The sequence below is a fragment of the Agrobacterium tumefaciens genome (genome assembly GCF_013318015.2).
Lineage (GTDB): Bacteria > Pseudomonadota > Alphaproteobacteria > Rhizobiales > Rhizobiaceae > Agrobacterium > Agrobacterium tumefaciens.
Window position 1 is genome coordinate 1350494 of the sequence record NZ_CP115842.1, and the last position, 16219, is coordinate 1366712.

The 16219-nt window shown below is 59.2% G+C and carries 15 protein-coding genes; 12 read left to right on the forward strand and 3 right to left on the reverse strand.

Features of this window, described 5'->3' with window-relative positions; all coding sequences use genetic code 11:
* Positions 1 to 50 precede the first annotated feature (50 nt).
* From G6L97_RS19675 to G6L97_RS19695, 5 genes are all read left to right on the forward strand, one after another.
* A complete protein-coding gene (locus G6L97_RS19675) occupies positions 51 to 1655 on the forward strand; it encodes an ABC transporter substrate-binding protein (RefSeq protein ID WP_004431933.1) in 1605 nt (534 codons plus the stop codon).
* A 63-nt stretch (positions 1656 to 1718) separates the two neighbouring features.
* Positions 1719 to 2726, forward strand: coding sequence for an ABC transporter permease subunit (locus G6L97_RS19680; protein ID WP_004431937.1), 1008 nt, complete (start codon positions 1719 to 1721; stop codon positions 2724 to 2726).
* Entirely contained in the window at positions 2723 to 3637 is a 915-nt protein-coding gene (locus tag G6L97_RS19685; protein ID WP_004431940.1) for an ABC transporter permease subunit, read from the forward strand. Before G6L97_RS19680 ends, G6L97_RS19685 begins: the two co-directional genes overlap by 4 nt.
* 3 nt (positions 3638 to 3640) lie before the next feature.
* Positions 3641 to 4480: an ABC transporter ATP-binding protein gene (locus G6L97_RS19690; RefSeq protein WP_004431942.1), complete on the forward strand. Its 840-nt coding sequence runs from the start codon at positions 3641 to 3643 to the stop codon at positions 4478 to 4480.
* Complete coding sequence (locus G6L97_RS19695) at positions 4477 to 5322, forward strand: ATP-binding cassette domain-containing protein (RefSeq protein ID WP_004431943.1); 846 nt, start codon at positions 4477 to 4479, stop codon at positions 5320 to 5322. Before G6L97_RS19690 ends, G6L97_RS19695 begins: the two co-directional genes overlap by 4 nt.
* Positions 5323 to 5410: 88 nt before the next feature.
* Here G6L97_RS19695 and G6L97_RS19700 read toward each other — a convergent pair whose 3' ends face one another.
* Positions 5411 to 6085, reverse strand: a complete 675-nt coding sequence (locus tag G6L97_RS19700) for a GntR family transcriptional regulator (protein ID WP_025595209.1) — start codon at positions 6083 to 6085, stop codon at positions 5411 to 5413.
* 283 nt (positions 6086 to 6368) lie between these two features.
* Between G6L97_RS19700 and G6L97_RS19705 the strand changes: the two genes are divergently transcribed.
* Positions 6369 to 7487 (forward strand): mandelate racemase/muconate lactonizing enzyme family protein, encoded by a 1119-nt coding sequence (locus G6L97_RS19705; protein WP_076844530.1) that lies wholly within the window; start codon positions 6369 to 6371, stop codon positions 7485 to 7487.
* Between the two features lie 145 nt (positions 7488 to 7632).
* Here the strand turns inward: G6L97_RS19705 and G6L97_RS19710 are convergent, their stop codons facing one another.
* Both G6L97_RS19710 and G6L97_RS19715 read right to left on the reverse strand, forming a co-directional pair.
* A complete protein-coding gene (locus tag G6L97_RS19710) occupies positions 7633 to 8655 on the reverse strand; it encodes an LLM class flavin-dependent oxidoreductase (RefSeq protein ID WP_127966388.1) in 1023 nt (340 codons plus the stop codon).
* A gap of 134 nt (positions 8656 to 8789) precedes the next feature.
* Positions 8790 to 9719 carry a LysR family transcriptional regulator gene (locus G6L97_RS19715; protein WP_004431950.1) on the reverse strand — a complete coding sequence of 310 codons (930 nt, stop codon included), beginning with the start codon at positions 9717 to 9719 and terminating at the stop codon, positions 8790 to 8792.
* Between the two features lie 220 nt (positions 9720 to 9939).
* On the opposite strand from G6L97_RS19715, the gene G6L97_RS19720 reads away from it, so the two are divergent.
* From G6L97_RS19720 to G6L97_RS19745, 6 genes are all read left to right on the forward strand, one after another.
* The gene (locus G6L97_RS19720) at positions 9940 to 11148 is read left to right on the forward strand and encodes an ABC transporter substrate-binding protein (RefSeq protein WP_013762102.1); all 1209 of its coding nucleotides are present in this window, start codon (positions 9940 to 9942) and stop codon (positions 11146 to 11148) included.
* 14 nt (positions 11149 to 11162) lie between these two features.
* The gene (locus G6L97_RS19725; RefSeq protein WP_025595206.1) at positions 11163 to 11948 is read left to right on the forward strand and encodes an ABC transporter ATP-binding protein; all 786 of its coding nucleotides are present in this window, start codon (positions 11163 to 11165) and stop codon (positions 11946 to 11948) included.
* Position 11949: 1 nt separating this feature from the next.
* A complete protein-coding gene (locus G6L97_RS19730) occupies positions 11950 to 12651 on the forward strand; it encodes an ABC transporter ATP-binding protein (RefSeq protein WP_004431956.1) in 702 nt (233 codons plus the stop codon).
* Positions 12652 to 12653: 2 nt separating this feature from the next.
* Positions 12654 to 13541 (forward strand): branched-chain amino acid ABC transporter permease, encoded by an 888-nt coding sequence (locus G6L97_RS19735; protein WP_019566514.1) that lies wholly within the window; start codon positions 12654 to 12656, stop codon positions 13539 to 13541.
* Between the two features lies 1 nt (position 13542).
* Entirely contained in the window at positions 13543 to 14550 is a 1008-nt protein-coding gene (locus tag G6L97_RS19740) for a branched-chain amino acid ABC transporter permease (protein WP_019566513.1), read from the forward strand.
* Between the two features lie 73 nt (positions 14551 to 14623).
* Entirely contained in the window at positions 14624 to 16219 is a 1596-nt protein-coding gene (locus tag G6L97_RS19745) for a GMC family oxidoreductase (RefSeq protein ID WP_076844528.1), read from the forward strand.

Below are 16219 nucleotides of genomic sequence, written 5' to 3' on the forward strand. Positions count from 1 at the left end.
CCTTAAAACGGGGTCGCATAAACTCAGAAAAAGAGGGAAAGGACCACCAGATGAAAACGCTGACCCGCAGTTTGCTTATAGCCTCTGCGCTTGCGATGGCTTCCGCCGTGCCCGCCATGGCGAAGACCTTCGTTTATTGCTCCGAGGCATCTCCGGAAGGCTTCGATCCTTCGCCTTACACCGCCGGCGGCACCTTCGATGCCTCCGCGCATCCGGTCTACAACCGTCTGACCGAGTTCAAGAAGGGCACGACCGAAGTTGAGCCAGGCCTTGCCGAAAAGTGGGAAGTTTCGAGCGATGGCCTCGAATACACGTTCCACCTGCGCAAGGGCGTAAAGTGGCACTCTAACGAGAAGTTCACGCCAAGCCGCGATTTCAACGCCGATGATGTGATCTTCAGCTACAACCGCCAGGGTGACACAAAGAACCCGTGGAACCAGTATATCGCAGGCATCACCTACGAATATTACAACTCCATGGAAATGCCGTCGCTGATCAAGGAAATCGTCAAGGTTGACGATTACACCGTGAAGTTCGTGCTGACCCGTCCTGAAGCACCGTTCCTTGCCAATATCGCGATGCCTTTCGCTTCGATCGTTTCGAAGGAATATGCTGATACGCTTGATAAGGCCGGCACCAAGGAAGACTTCAACAACCTGCCGATCGGCACCGGTCCGTTCAAGTTCGTCGCCTATCAGAAGGACGCGGTCATCCGCTACCAGAAGAACGCCGACTACTGGGGCGAAGCTCCCAAGATCGACGATCTGATCTTCGCGATCACGCCGGACGCTGCCGTTCGTCTGCAGAAGCTGAAGGCTGGCGAATGCCACCTTATGCCTTATCCGGCCCCGGCCGACCTCGCCACCATTCGTGCCGATTCCAACCTCAAGCTCGATGAACAGCCGGGCCTGAACGTTGCCTACTTCGCCTACAACACCACCGTTGCACCTTTCGACAAGCCGGAAGTCCGCAAGGCGCTGAACATGGCGATGAACAAGCAGGCGATCATCGACGCCGTATTCCAGGGTGCAGGCACGGTTGCCAAGAATCCGATCCCGCCGACGATGTGGTCCTACAACGACAGCATCAAGGACGATCCTTACGATCCGGAAGCTGCCAAGAAGGCTCTCGAAGCCGCTGGCGTCAAGGATCTGACGATGAAGATCTGGGCGATGCCGGTTCAGCGTCCATACATGCCGAATGCCCGCCGCACCGCCGAGCTGATCCAGTCGGATTTCGCGAAGGTTGGCGTCAAGGCCGAGATCGTCTCCTTCGAATGGGGTGAATACCTCAAGAAGTCGACTGAAGTGAACCGCGACGGTGCCGTCATCCTCGGCTGGACCGGCGACAATGGTGACCCTGATAACTTCATGGGCGTTCTGCTTTCCTGCGCTGCAACCGGCGAAGGCGGTGCAAACCGTGCTCAGTGGTGCAACAAGGAGTTCTCCGAACTGCTTTCCAAGGCAAAGCAGACCACTGACGTTGCCGAGCGCACCAAGCTTTATGAGCAGGCGCAGGTGATCTTCAAGGAACAGGCTCCGTGGGCGACGCTTGCGCACTCCACGCAGTTCGTTCCGATGTCCGCCAAGGTTTCCGGCTTCACCATGAGCCCGCTTGGCGACTTCACCTTCGAATCCGTCGATATCGCTGAGTAATCCCAAACAACAGGACGCGCGGAAGAACTCAGGTTCTTTCGCGCGTCTTTTCAGGAAAAAACCATGATCCGGTTCATTTTCGGCAAACTTCTCTATCTCGTTCCGACATTTCTCGGGATTACCATCGTTGCCTTTGCCTTCGTTCGTGTCCTGCCGGGCGATCCCGTGCTGTTGATGGCGGGTGAGCGCGGCATTTCGCCCGAGCGGCATGCACAACTTGCCGAACAGCTCGGCTTCAGCCAGCCTATCTGGCAGCAATATCTCCATTTTCTGGGGCGGCTGCTTCAGGGTGATCTCGGCAATTCGCTGGTCACCAAGAAACCCGTTCTGACCGAGTTCCTGGCGCTCTTCCCCGCGACAGTCGAGCTTGGCCTCGTCGCCATCATCCTCGCCACACTGATCGGTGTGCCGGTCGGCGTCATCGCAGCCATCCGCCGTGGCTCGTGGTTCGACCAGATCTCCATGACGACGGCGCTGGTTGGCTTCTCCATGCCTATCTTCTGGTGGGGCCTGCTGCTCATCATCATGTTCTCCGGCATCCTGCAATGGACACCGGTGTCGGGCCGTATCTCGTTGATGTATTTCTTCCCTTCCGTCACCGGTTTCATGCTGATCGACAGCCTGATTTCGGGGCAGAAGGGTGCTTTCGCTTCGGCTCTGTCACATCTCATCCTGCCTTCGGTGGTGCTTGCCACCATCCCGCTTGCAGTTATTGCCCGCCAGACACGGTCGGCAATGCTCGAAGTCCTCGGTGAGGATTATGTGCGGACAGCGCGTGCAAAGGGCATGTCGCCGTCCCGTGTCGTCGGCGTTCACGCATTGCGCAACGCCATGATCCCGGTCATCACCACCATCGGCCTGCAGATCGGTGTGCTGATGGCGGGTGCAATCCTGACCGAAACCATCTTCTCCTGGCCGGGCATCGGCAAGTGGATGATCGATTCCATCTCGCGCCGCGACTATCCGGTCGTGCAGAGCGGCCTGCTTCTGATCGCGGGTCTGGTGATGATCGTCAACCTGCTTGTCGATCTCACCTATGGCCTCATCAATCCAAGGATCCGTCACAAATGAGCGATGTGACCACAGCTCCCGGCGTCAGGCTTTCCGACGCCGCCATCCGCCGCCGGATGATCGCCGATTTCTGGTTCTACTTCCGCCAGAACCGTGGCGCCGTCGTCGGCCTTGCCGTCTTCCTTCTTCTGGTTCTGATCGCGGTTTTCGCAGCCGTGATTGCCCCGCATGACCCGACCCAGCAATATAGAGACGCGTTGCTCGTCCCGCCGGTCTGGCAGGATGGAGGCCGTACCGCATTCCTGCTCGGCACCGACGCTGTCGGCCGCGACATGCTGTCCCGACTGATCTATGGCGCGCAATATTCGCTGTTCATCGGCGTCGTCGTTGTTTCCATCGCCCTTGTCGGCGGCATTGTCATCGGTCTCGTCGCCGGCTTCTTCGGCGGCTGGGTGGACACTGTCATCATGCGCGTGATGGACGTCATCCTGGCGTTTCCATCGCTGCTTCTGGCACTGGTGCTGGTTGCGATCCTTGGTCCGGGGTTGACCAACGCCATGATCGCGATTGCCATCGTCTATCAGCCGCATTTCGCGCGTCTGACGCGTGCAGCTGTCATGAGCGAGCTTCGGCGTGAATATGTCACCGCCGCCCGTGTGGCGGGTGCCGGCAATTTCCGGCTGATGTTCAAGACGATTTTGCCGAACTGCCTTGCACCTTTGATCGTGCAGGCAACGCTCTCCTTCTCATCTGCCGTTCTCGATGCGGCGGCTCTCGGCTTCCTCGGCATGGGCGCGCAGCCGCCCGCATCCGAATGGGGCACGATGCTGGCCGAAGCCCGCGAGTTCATCCTGCGCGCCTGGTGGGTCGTTACCCTTCCCGGCCTGACGATCCTCGTATCGGTGCTCGCCATCAACCTGATGGGTGACGGGCTGCGCGATGCGCTCGATCCCAAACTGAAGCGGAGCTAAGCCATGAGCCTGCTGAAAATCAAGAACCTCACCGTCAAGTTTGCCACCGCCACCGGCGCGTTCACGGCCGTCAACGGCATCGACGTCTCCGTGGACAAGCATGAAGTGCTGGCCATCGTCGGCGAGTCCGGTTCCGGCAAGTCGGTCTCCATGCTCGCCGTCATGGGGCTTTTGCCCGATACGGCGACGATCACCGCCGACGAGATGATCTTCGATGGTATAAACCTGCTGGCCATGTCGCCGCAGGAGCGCCGCAAGCTGATCGGCCGCGAGATCACCATGATCTTCCAGGAGCCGGTTGCGTCGCTCAACCCGTCCTTTACGGTCGGTTTCCAGATCGAGGAGGTGCTGCGCCTCAATCTCGGCATGGGCCGGTCTGCGGCGCGTGCACGCGCACTGGAGCTGTTCCGGTCCGTCGGTATTCCCGATCCGGAAACCAAGCTCAATGCCTATCCGCACCAGATGTCCGGCGGTCAATGCCAGCGTGTAATGATCGCCATCGCCATCGCTTCCAAACCGCGTCTCTTGATCGCCGACGAGCCGACCACCGCGCTCGACGTGACGATCCAGAAACAGATCCTCGATCTGTTGATGGATCTGCAGGAAGAATACGGCATGGCGCTGATCCTCATCACCCATGACATGGGTGTCGTGGCCGAAACAGCGGACCGCGTGGTCGTGCAATATAAGGGCCGCAAGATGGAGGAAGCGGATGTGCTGAGCCTGTTTGAGGCCCCGCAACATCCTTATACCAAGGCATTGCTTTCCGCGCTGCCGGAACATGCGACCGGCGACCGCCTGCCCACGGTTTCCGACTTCTTCGGCAAGGAGGGCGTTCAATGAGCATCGTTGTCGAAGGCAAGGGCATTACCCGCCATTATCACGTTCCGGGCGGCCTGTTCGGCGGAGCAAAGACCGTGCAGGCGTTGAAAGGCATCGATTTTGCCGTCGAGCGCGGCAAGACGCTCGCCATCGTCGGCGAGTCCGGTTCCGGCAAATCGACGCTTGCGCGCATCATCGCGCTGATCGACCCGGCATCCGGTGGCGAGCTGAAGATCGACGGCCAGCCGGTCGATATCGCAAAGCGCCGTCCCGGCACGGACATGCGCTCCAAGGTGCAGATGGTGTTCCAGAACCCCTATGGTAGCCTCAATCCGCGCCAGAAGGTTGGCGACGTGCTGATGGAGCCGCTTGTCATCAACACCAAAATGCCGGCGTCCGAGCGTCGTGAGCGGGCTGAAGCCATGCTCGTGAAGGTTGGGCTGGGTCCCGAACACTTCAACCGATATCCGCACATGTTTTCTGGCGGCCAACGGCAGCGCATCGCGATTGCGCGGGCGCTGATGCTCAACCCCGCACTTCTGGTGCTGGACGAGCCTGTCTCGGCACTCGATCTTTCAGTGCAGGCGCAGGTGCTGAACCTGCTGAGAGATCTCCAGGAAGAGTTCGAGCTGACCTACGTCTTCGTCAGCCACGACCTTTCCGTCGTTCGCTATATCGCCGATGACGTCATGGTTATCTCGAAGGGTGTAGCCGTGGAGCAGGGCACGCGCGAGGAACTATTTGCCGATCCGAAGCACGCCTATACACGCCAGCTTTTTGCCGCCACTCCGGTGACGGATGTAGACGCCATCCGCGCCCGCGTGGAGCGCCGCAAGGCGGCACGGCAGGCTGCGACGGCTTGAGATCGACGATTGACCGATGAATAAGTGGAACAGGCCGGATTTCCGGCCTGTTGTTTTTTCAGGACTTCAAAAGATTGCGGGGGTGCGCTCAGGCGCCGGCCTCTCTCAGCAGACGCACCTGCCGCAGCGTATTCTGCCGGCTACGCTCCAGATGGCGCCATAGGGCGTCGATAATCTGGGCCTTGCTGCGGGCGGCTATGGCGTCGGCAATATTCTGGTGTTCCTCGACAGAGCGGGCGTAGTCGCCAAGGATCGATACGAAAACCGTGTGGGTCTGGTCGAGAATGCGCCCATGCGTGCCGGAAATGACCGGAATGCGCGCGGCCGAAACAAGGGCCGTGTGGAAGCTGCGATCGTGAAACAGCGCTTTGGAGAGATCGTCCAGCGTCGCGCTCTTGGCAAATTCGCGGTGTTTCGCAAGGCTTTCCAGAAGCTGCGCATGCAAGGCTTCGTCCAGCTGCCCGGCATCGAAGGCCACTTCCACAGCGCCTTTTTCCAGCAGCATTCTGGCGGCGTAGAGTTCTTCCACATCCTCCACGGTAAAATCGCGTACTACCATGCCGCGCCTTGAGGAATTGACCACCAGCCCGTCTGCCTCGAGTTTCAGGCATGCTTCCTTGACCGGCGTGGGGCTGATGCCGAGATCGGCGGCGAGTTCGTTGGGCAACAGCCGTTCGCCGCCGCGCAATCTGCCGCTGACGATGCGCGCCCGCAGTTCCTGATGCGCTTGGTCGGCGAGCGTGACTTTGATCAGTGTGTTCATGGCAACACCATCGCCTAACCGCGAGTGACAGGCAATGACAGAATATAAAAAATAAAAAATTTTTTATTTTACAATGGTCGATTTTGCTTTAGCTGTATCCGTCATCGGAAGCTGGCTGCTGGAGGAGGGTGGCCGGGCAATCCCCTGAGGCTTCATCTCCTGCGGTCATTGATCGCGGGGCAGTGGCGACATTCCGCTGGTTGATCGGTGGAGCTTCGATCAGAACGGAACTTCCGTTTATTCCTCCCCAAAGGCTGCTCAAGCGTCGAGGAATTGACCGATCATGAAAATAACCGCTGTCGAACCTTTCATCCTGCATCTGCCGCTGACATCGGAATCCATTTCCGATTCCACCCACAGCATCACCCATTGGGGCGTCGTCGGCGCAAAAATTACGACGAGTGATGGCCTTGAGGGATACGGCTTCACCGGTACCCATGCGCATCTGCCGTCCGACCGGTTGATCACATCCTGCATCAGCGATTGCTATGCGCCTCTGCTGATCGGCGAGGATGCATCCGAACATTCGCGGCTGTGGACAAAACTTGCCCGTTATCCGTCCCTGCAATGGGTCGGCCGCGCGGGCATCACCCATCTGGCGCTGGCTGCGGTCGATGTGGCGCTCTGGGATCTGAAGGCGAAGAAGGCGGGCGTGCCACTCTGGCAATACCTCGGCGGCGCGCGCACCACAGGGGTCGAAGCTTACAATACCGATATAGGCTGGCTTTCCTTCAATCTCGAAAATCTGCTGGCGGGCAGCGCCAGGGCAGTTGAAGAGGAAGGCTTTACCCGCCTGAAAATCAAGGTCGGGCACGATGATCCGAATATTGATATCGGACGCCTCGCGGCGGTGCGCAAGCGTCTCGGCTCCGCGATACGCATCGCTATCGATGGTAACGGCAAGTGGGATCTGCCGACATGCCAGCGCTTCTGCGCGGCGGCAAAGGATCTGAATATCTATTGGTTCGAAGAACCGCTCTGGTACGACGATGTGACCAGCCATGCGCGGCTGGCACGCAACACATCCATTCCCATCGCTCTCGGAGAGCAGCTTTATACGGTGGATGCGTTCCGGTCATTCATCGATGCGGGCGCGGTTGCCTATGTCCAGCCGGATGTAACCCGACTTGGCGGCATCACCGAATATATCCAGGTCGCTGACCTCGCGCTCGCCAATCGCCTGCCTGTCGTTCCGCATGCCGGTGAGATGAGCCAGGTGCATGTGCATCTGAGTTACTGGCATCCGGCATCGACCATCCTCGAATATATTCCGTGGATCAAGGACCATTTCGAAGAGCCGATCAATGTTCGCGATGGTGTTTACAAGCGCCCGGAGCATCCCGGCGCCAGCACCACGCCTTTGGCCGAAAGCATCGCCCGCTACGGCAAAGCGGTGAAATGAAACAGAGGCGTTCAGCCCGGATTGCATCCGGCCACGGGGCGTCGGCGCCGTCAAAGGAATCGTGCGCTATCGAAGACTGGATCGCACCGTCACCCAGAATCTAATCCGGGGTGACGGTGTGGGCATGATGCAGGTTTTGCCAGACTTAGCGCCAGCCGAGTGCAGGAGCCACCTGTTTGAGGATCGTCTCGATAACATGGGCGTTGTAGTCGACGCCCAGCTGGTTCGGCACGGTCAGCAACAGTGTGTCGGCCTCGGCGATGGCTTCGTCGGCTTTTAGCTGCTCGATCAATGCTTCCGGTCCGGCGGCGTAGCTGCGCCCGAAGATCGCGCGCGTCTTGTCGTCGATGTAACCGATCTTGTCGTCACCCTCGCTGCCGTAACCGAAATAGGATCGGTCGCGATCGCTGACGAGAGCGAAGATGCTGCGGCTGACCGACACGCGAGGCTCGCGGGCGTGTCCAGCCTCTTTCCATGCGGCGCGGTAAGCACGGATCTGTTCGGCCTGCTGCACATGGAAGGGTTCGCCGGTCTCATCCGTTTTCAGGGTGGAGCTTTGAAGGTTCATGCCAAGCTTTGCCGCCCAAACCGCCGTCGCATTGGAGCTGGAACCCCACCAGATGCGCTCGCGCAACCCTTCGGAGTGCGGCTCCAGCCGCAGCAGGCCGGGCGGGTTGGGAAACATCGGCCGAGGGTTCGGCTCGGCGAAACCTTCGCCCTTCAGAAGCTCGAGGAAGACTTCGGTGTGCTGGCGCGCCATGTCCTCCTCGGTCTGGCCCTCGGCAGGGCGGTAGCCGAAATAGCGCCAGCCGTCGATCACCTGTTCGGGAGAACCGCGACTGATGCCGAGTTGCAGGCGTCCGCCGGCGATGAGATCGGCTGAACTCGCATCCTCCACCATGTAAAAGGGGTTCTCATAACGCATATCGATGACGCCGGTGCCGATCTCGATACTTTTCGTTCTTGCGCCAACGGCGGCAAGCAGCGGGAAAGGTGATCCCAACTGGCGGGCGAAGTGGTGGACACGGAAATAAGCGCCGTCGGCGCCGAGTTCTTCCGCAGCAACGGCCAGGTCTATCGATTGCAGCAGGGTGTCTGCAGCAGAGCGGGTCTGCGACTGGGGCGAGGGCGTCCAGTGTCCGAAGGATAGAAATCCGATCTTTTTCATGATGACCTTCCAAATGTTTAGGATGCAGCTGACTTGAGCCGGCATCGTTGTTGTCAGTCATATAGGCTGAAGTGCGGATTCTCCAATCCGCTGCGCGTAGACACGGTGTCGCCGAAATGTGAACGACGGTTGTTTCAGGCGATCGTCTTGCGGTCGAGGATGAAGAGATTTTGGTGGGCGCGCGCCGTCGTGAGAATGAAATCCATCAGCGAGCGCACGCGCGGCACATTGGCAAGGTCCTGATGGCTCGTCAGCCAGTAACCCCGCCGCAGTTCCACTTCACCTGCCAGCACCATCTGCAGGTCCGGAAAGCGTGCGGCGATGAAGTTGGGCAATATGCAAAGGCCACGTCCGCTCAGCGTTGCAGTCAACTGCGCAAAAATGCTTGATGACTGGAAGTTGGGTCGGAGGCCGGGCATCACGTCGCGCATGTAATCGAGGCCCGGCGAGAAGATCAGATCCTGCACGTAACCGATAAAGAAATGATCGGGCAAATCTTCGCGCCGGGTGATTTTCGGGTGGCTGGCAAGATAGGAACGCGATGCGTAGATATGCAGCGTGTAATCGACGATCTGTTCGTTGATGTAGGGGCCTGCTTTCGGCGGATCGAGTGTGACCGCCACATCCGCTTCTTTCTTCGACAATGCCATGATCTGCTGGATCGTAACCATCTCCACCATGATGTGCGGATGGGTGACGGCGAAGTCTTTCAGCCTTTCCACGAAGAAAAAGTTGGAAAAACCTTCAGGCGCACTGAGCCTGACCACGCCGCGCAGCAGGCTGCCGCTTTCGGAAATATCCGATTGCAATCTTTCCGCTTCCGCCTCGATGCGCTCGACGGTATCGACCAGGCGCCGCCCGACCGTCGTCAGTTCGTAACCACGTGGATTTCGCTCGAACAGTTTGGTTTTAAGCGAGAATTCCAGCCGGTCGATGTGGCGGGAGACGGTGGCGTGGCTGGTGCGCAGACTACGCGCTGCCGATGAAAGTTGTCCGGTGCGGGCCACCGCCAGAAAATATTGCAGGTCGTCCCAGGTAAAAGGCGTGGCCAATTCGGTCTCCATTGCCAGGTCTGTTCAAAAATGAACAGTTCCTGTTCGCAATTTGATGATGCCCCGCTCTTGTGTCAACGGCCGAATTCGAGAAGTCTACATAGGGAGGCGCTGCTTTGAGGAGGGTGGCGCGACCGTTGTGATGCAACACCGTTGGACGATCGCCATGCGCCTTCGTTCACCGTTGCACAGACCTATCTGAGGCTCGCAATCATCTCTGGGAGGAGAAGTCATGCGCAAGAGTATCGTTTTATCCACGGCCATGGCACTGGCGGCAGGCACCGCCGCTTACGCTGCCGAGATTTCGGACGGCAAGGTCAAGATCGGCATCTTGAACGACCAGTCGGGCGTCTACGCCAATTTCGGCGGCAAATACTCATATGAGGCCGCGAAGATGGCGGTCGAGGATTTTGGCGGCAAGGTGCTGGGCGCGCCGGTGGAAGTGGTAACGGCTGACCACCAGAACAAGGCGGATGTCGCTTCCAACATCGCCCGGCAGTGGTACGACACCGAACAGGTCGATTCGATCATGGAACTGACCTCGTCGTCGGTGGGCCTTGCCGTGCAGGCTCTCTCGAAGGACAAAAAGAAGATCACCATCAACACGGGCGCTGCAACCACGGAACTGACGGGCAAGCAGTGCAGCCCCTATGGTTTCCACTGGGCCTACGACACCTATTCGCTGGCAGTCGGCACCGGCGGTGCGCTGGTGAAACAGGGTGGCGACAGCTGGTTCTTTCTGACTGCGGATTACGCCTTCGGTTATTCGCTGGAAGAAAACACGTCCAACTTCGTCAAGGCCAATGGCGGCAAGGTGCTGGGTTCCGTGCGCCATCCGTTGGCCTCTACGGATTATTCCTCCTTCCTGTTGCAGGCGCAGTCATCAGGCGCGAAGGTCATCGGCCTTGCCAATGCCGGTCTCGACACCTCCAACGCCATCAAGCAGGCCGCTGAATTCGGTATCGTTGCGGGCGGGCAGCGGCTGGCGGCCCTTCTCTTTACGCTTGCCGAAGTGCACGGCCTCGGTCTCGAAGCGGCTCAGGGCCTGACGCTGACGGAAGGGTTCTATTGGGACCGCGACGATGAATCGCGCAAATTCGGCGAACGGTTCAAGGAACGCACCGGCGCCATGCCGAACATGGTCCACGCTGGTACCTATTCCGCCGTGCTGCATTACCTGAAGGCCATCGATAAGGCCGGCACCGACGATGCTGACGCCGTGGCAAAGGCCATGAAGGAAATGCCTGTCAACGACGTCTTCTCGAAGGATGGCCATGTGGCCGCTAATGGCCGCATGATCCACGACATGTATCTGATGGAAGTAAAGAAGCCGGATGAGAGCAAGCAGCCGTGGGACTACTACAAGGTGCTTGCCACGATCCCCGGCAAGGAAGCCTTCATGGACCCCGCAAAAAGCGGTTGCCCGCTGGTAACGCAGTAAAAAGGGGGAACTTCATGATGATCGCTCCCGCCCCTGCCGGTCAGGCGGAACCCCGCGTCGTGCTTTCGGCGCGCGGTCTCTCCAAGACCTTCGGCGCATTCGCGGCCGTGAAAAACGTCGATCTCGACGTCCATCATGCCCGCGTGCATGCACTTATTGGTCCGAACGGCGCCGGCAAAACCACGGTCTTCAACCTGTTGACCAAGTTTCTCCAGCCGACAGGCGGGGCGATCACCTTCATGGGAACGGATATAACAAAGACGCCGCCGGACAAGGTGGCGCGGCTCGGTCTCGTCAGGTCTTTCCAGATATCGGCGGTGTTTCCGCATCTGACGGTTCTTGAGAACGTGCGGGTGGCGTTGCAGCGGCCGAATAACCTTTCAACGCAATTCTGGTTGCCGCTCTCGTCACTCGACAGGCTCAATGCACGTGCCGAGGAGTTGATCGCAACGGTTGGCCTGACACGGGAAAAAAATGCACTTGCGGCCGATCTTTCCTACGGTCGCAAGCGCGTTCTTGAAATCGCCACGACGCTTGCGCTCGACCCGAAGGTATTGCTTCTCGATGAGCCGATGGCGGGCATGGGGGGCGAGGATGTCGCGCATGTCGCCGATCTCATCCGCGAAGTGGCCAAAACGCGCGCGGTGCTGATGGTCGAACACAATCTGAAGGTCGTGGCGGATATCTGCCATCAGGTAACGGTGCTGCAGCGGGGCGAAATTCTGGCGGAGGGCGATTATGCCACCGTCTCCGCCGATCCGCGCGTGCGTACGGCCTATATGGGCACGGAGGAGGCGTGATATGGCGGCAATGCTCGAAGTCTCCAACCTGAAATCCTGGTACGGCGAAAGCCAGGCGCTGCACGGCGTCGATCTGACCGTCGGCGAAGGCGAAACCATCACCATTCTCGGGCGCAATGGGGTTGGCAAGACCACGACGCTGCGCACCATTATGGGCATCATCCGCAACCGCAAGGGCGTGATCAAGCTCGGCGGCAAGGATCTGATGCCGGTGCCGTTGCATCGCACGGCGAAATACGGACTCGGTTTCGTGCCGGAAGAGCGCGGCATCTTCGCGACACTGAGCGTCGAGGAAAATCTGAAACTTCCGCCCGTCGTCGCATCCGGCGGCATGACGCTCGATGAAATCTACGAGCTGTTTCCCAATCTTTACGAACGCCGGGCGAGCCCCGGCACCAAGCTTTCCGGCGGCGAACAGCAGATGCTGGCCATGGCGCGCATCCTGCGCACAGGGGTCAAGGTTCTCCTGCTCGATGAGCCGACCGAAGGGCTTGCGCCTGTAATCGTGCAGCGCATCGGCGAGGTGCTGAAGACCTTGAAAAGTCGTGGCATGACAGTGGTTCTGGTCGAGCAGAATTTCCGCTTCGCCAGCCGCATCGCGGATCGTTTCTACCTGATGGATCATGGCCAGATGGTCAGCAATTTTCCGGTGGGCGAGCTTTCCGGCCGCATGGGCGAACTCAATAAAGTGCTGGGGGTTTAACGATGACGATGCTCTTCGGCGTTCCGCTTCAGGCCCTGCTCGGGCAATTGCTGATCGGCCTCATCAACGGGTCGTTTTATGCGCTCCTGTCGCTCGGCCTTGCCGTCATTTTCGGCCTGCTGCGCGTCATCAATTTCGCCCATGGTGCCCAATATATGCTTGGCGCTTTCGTCGCCTTTCTCGGCCTGCAATATTTCGGCATCAGCTTCTGGTGGGCACTGTTGGTGACGCCGCTTGTCGTTGCACTTTTCGGCGCGATCATCGAGCGCCTGCTACTGTCGCGGCTTTACGATCTCGATCCGCTGTATGGGCTGCTCTTCACCTTCGGCCTGGCGCTGGTGGTGGAAGGCACGTTCCGCTGGCTGTACGGTGCGGCGGGTCAACCCTATTCGGTTCCGCGCGAGCTTGCAGGCGGCACCAATCTCGGTTTCATGTTTCTGCCGAACTACCGCGCTTTCGTCGTCGTCATCTCGCTTGTCGCCTGCATCGCCACCTGGGCGTTGATCGAAAAGACGAGGCTCGGCTCCTATCTGCGGGCTGCGACGGAAAATCCGACACTGGTGCAGGCCTTCGGTATCAACGTGCCTGTGCTCCTGACGCTGACCTACGCGCTGGGCGCGGGCCTTGCCGGTTTCACCGGCGTGCTGGCCGCGCCGATCTATCAGGTCTCACCGCTGATGGGCACCAACCTCATCATCGTCGTCTTCGCCGTCGTCGTGGTCGGCGGCATGGGGTCGATCATGGGCGCCATCGTCACCGGCTACATGCTGGGTATCGCTGAAGGCCTGACCAAGGTGTTCTACCCGGAAGCGTCCAACATTGTCATCTTCGTCATCATGGCCTTTGTGCTGCTCATCCGCCCCGCCGGACTTTTCGGAAAGGACGCCTGATATGTCCAAAGCCACTCACAACCCGACAGCCGGCGCGATGCCGCAGGCCGAGGTTTCCGCAACCGCTGGAACCATCAAGACCGTGCTGATACTGGCAGGACTGGCCGTGCTGATCGCTGCACCGATGTTCGTTTATCCGATCTTTCTGATGAAGCTGCTTTGCTTCGCGCTGTTTGCCTGCGCCTTCAATCTGCTGATCGGTTACACCGGGCTGCTTTCCTTCGGCCATGCGGCATTTTTCGGCGGCGCTGCCTATTTCACCGCCTATTCGGTGAAGGAATGGGGCGTCACGCCCGAGATCGGCCTCCTCATCGGCATGGCGGGTGCCGCCCTTCTTGGCCTCGTCATCGGCTTTTTCGCCATTCGCCGGCAGGGCATCTATTTCGCCATGATCACGCTTGCCTTGTCGCAGATGTTTTATTTTTTCTGCCTTCAAGCACCCTTCACCCATGGTGAGGACGGATTGCAGGGCGTGCCGCGTGGACACCTCTTCGGCCTTCTCGATCTCAACGCGCCGCTGAACATTTACTACACGGTGCTTGCCGCCTTCGTGCTGGCACTTCTCGTCATCTGGCGTTTCGTCAACTCGCCGTTCGGCATGATCCTGAAATCCATCCGCGAAAACGAGCAGCGCGCCATTTCTCTTGGATACAGCGTGCAGCGTTACAAGCTTGGTGCTTTCGTCATGTCGGCGGCGCTTGCCGGTCTTGCGGGCGGCCTGAAGGCGCTGGTGTTCCAGTTCGCAACATTGACCGATGTGGCCTGGCAGATGTCGGGCGAGGTTATCCTGATGACCCTGCTCGGCGGCATTGGCACCATGATCGGCCCGATCTTCGGTGCGGGGCTTGTCGTCGCACTGCAGAACTATCTCGCGACATCCGATTTCCCGGTCACCATCATCACCGGCCTCGTTTTCATGGCTTGCGTTCTGGTGTTCCGGCGCGGTCTGATCGGTGAATTTTACGCTTCGCGGCTCGGGCGAAAACTGGGTTTTCAGCACCGGGGATAAGAATTTTTTGAAACAGGGGGAAGGCTCCTCCGCGTCCGGGGCGACGCGGCAAGGGCGCCCCATGGAGAATAGCATGGCGGAATTTGACTATATCGTCATCGGAGCGGGAAGTGCGGGATGCGTTCTCGCCAACCGCCTCTCGAAAGACCCGAACAATCGCGTCCTGCTGCTGGAAGCGGGCGGCAACGATAATTATCACTGGATCCATATTCCGGTCGGTTATCTCTATTGCATCAACAATCCGCGCACCGACTGGTGTTTCAAGACGGCGGAAGAACCTGGGCTTAACGGAAGGTCGTTGATCTATCCTCGCGGCAAGGTTCTCGGCGGCTGCTCCTCCATCAACGGCATGATCTATATGCGCGGTCAGGCCCGAGACTACGATGTCTGGCGTCAACTTGGCTGCGAGGGTTGGGGATGGGATGATATCCTGCCCTATTTCCTGAAGTCGGAGGATTTTTATCGCGGCAAGGGCGACATGCATTCCACCGGCGGCGAATGGCGGGTGGAGAAGGCGCGCGTGCGCTGGGATGTGCTTGATGCCTTTCAGCAGGCGGCAGGTGAGGCCGGCATTCGTGCGACCGAAGATTTCAACCGGGGCGACAATGAAGGGGCCGGTTATTTCGATGTGAACCAGCGGTCGGGCTGGCGCTGGAACACGGCCAAGGCTTTTCTGAAACCGGCGCTTGGCCGCCGGAATTTGACAGTCATGACCAAGGCCCATGTCAAGCGTCTCATTGTCGAAGAGGGCCTGGTCACAGGCGTCGAGTTTCACCACGACGGCGTCTTGAAAAAGATGCGTGCACGGCGCGAAACGGTGCTTTCGGCAGGTGCAGTCGGTTCACCACACATTCTGGAGCTTTCCGGCGTTGGCCGCGGCGACGTGTTGCAGGCCGCCGGTATCGACACAGTGACGGAAGTTCAAGGTGTGGGCGAGAACCTGCAGGATCATCTGCAATTGCGCATGGTCTATAAGGTTTCAGGCGTCCTGACGCTGAATGAGAGGGCCTCCACGCTGTTCGGAAAGGCAAGGATCGGCCTCGAATATGCTTTGACCCGCTCCGGGCCGATGTCGATGGCGCCGAGCCAGCTTGGTGTCTTCACCCGTTCCTCTCCGGAAAAGGAGACGGCGGATCTGGAATATCATGTCCAGCCGGTGTCACTCGACAAGTTTGGTGATCCGGTTCACACTTTTCCGGCCATTACGGCAAGTGTCTGCAATCTGCGGCCCGAAAGCCGAGGCTCAGTGCATGTGAAAGGACCGGATTTCGCCATGCAGCCGGAAATCCGACCGAATTATCTGTCGACGGAAGGCGACCGCCGGGTAGCCATCGATTCCATGCGGCTGACGCGCCGCATCGTCAACCAGCCCGCCTTTTCGCGGTTCAAACCGCAGGAATACCGGCCCGGCCCCACTTTTGAGAATGACGACGATCTGGCCCGCGCTGCGGGCGATATCGGCACGACCATATTCCACCCCGTCGGCACCCTGCGCATGGGCTCCGATGCCGAAAGCGTTGTCGATACGCGGCTGAAATTCCGCAAGCTTGCTGGGCTGCGTGTGGCGGACGCCTCCATCATGCCGAGGATCACGTCCGGAAATACCAATTCGCCAACGATCATGATTGCCGAAAAGGCTGCCGACATGATCCTTGCGGATAATCGCTAA

What these genes read in the sequence shown, in the direction of transcription:
- G6L97_RS19675 (WP_004431933.1), top strand. Translation starts at nt 51, where the DNA reads ATGAAAACGCTGACCCGCAGTTTGCTTATAGCCTCTGCGCTTGCGATG.
- G6L97_RS19680 (WP_004431937.1), top strand. Translation starts at nt 1,719, where the DNA reads ATGATCCGGTTCATTTTCGGCAAACTTCTCTATCTCGTTCCGACATTT.
- G6L97_RS19685 (WP_004431940.1), top strand. Translation starts at nt 2,723, where the DNA reads ATGAGCGATGTGACCACAGCTCCCGGCGTCAGGCTTTCCGACGCCGCC.
- G6L97_RS19690 (WP_004431942.1), top strand. Translation starts at nt 3,641, where the DNA reads ATGAGCCTGCTGAAAATCAAGAACCTCACCGTCAAGTTTGCCACCGCC.
- G6L97_RS19695 (WP_004431943.1), top strand. Translation starts at nt 4,477, where the DNA reads ATGAGCATCGTTGTCGAAGGCAAGGGCATTACCCGCCATTATCACGTT.
- G6L97_RS19700 (WP_025595209.1), bottom strand. Translation starts at nt 6,085, where the DNA reads ATGAACACACTGATCAAAGTCACGCTCGCCGACCAAGCGCATCAGGAA.
- G6L97_RS19705 (WP_076844530.1), top strand. Translation starts at nt 6,369, where the DNA reads ATGAAAATAACCGCTGTCGAACCTTTCATCCTGCATCTGCCGCTGACA.
- G6L97_RS19710 (WP_127966388.1), bottom strand. Translation starts at nt 8,655, where the DNA reads ATGAAAAAGATCGGATTTCTATCCTTCGGACACTGGACGCCCTCGCCC.
- G6L97_RS19715 (WP_004431950.1), bottom strand. Translation starts at nt 9,719, where the DNA reads ATGGAGACCGAATTGGCCACGCCTTTTACCTGGGACGACCTGCAATAT.
- G6L97_RS19720 (WP_013762102.1), top strand. Translation starts at nt 9,940, where the DNA reads ATGCGCAAGAGTATCGTTTTATCCACGGCCATGGCACTGGCGGCAGGC.
- G6L97_RS19725 (WP_025595206.1), top strand. Translation starts at nt 11,163, where the DNA reads ATGATGATCGCTCCCGCCCCTGCCGGTCAGGCGGAACCCCGCGTCGTG.
- G6L97_RS19730 (WP_004431956.1), top strand. Translation starts at nt 11,950, where the DNA reads ATGGCGGCAATGCTCGAAGTCTCCAACCTGAAATCCTGGTACGGCGAA.
- G6L97_RS19735 (WP_019566514.1), top strand. Translation starts at nt 12,654, where the DNA reads ATGACGATGCTCTTCGGCGTTCCGCTTCAGGCCCTGCTCGGGCAATTG.
- G6L97_RS19740 (WP_019566513.1), top strand. Translation starts at nt 13,543, where the DNA reads ATGTCCAAAGCCACTCACAACCCGACAGCCGGCGCGATGCCGCAGGCC.
- G6L97_RS19745 (WP_076844528.1), top strand. Translation starts at nt 14,624, where the DNA reads ATGGCGGAATTTGACTATATCGTCATCGGAGCGGGAAGTGCGGGATGC.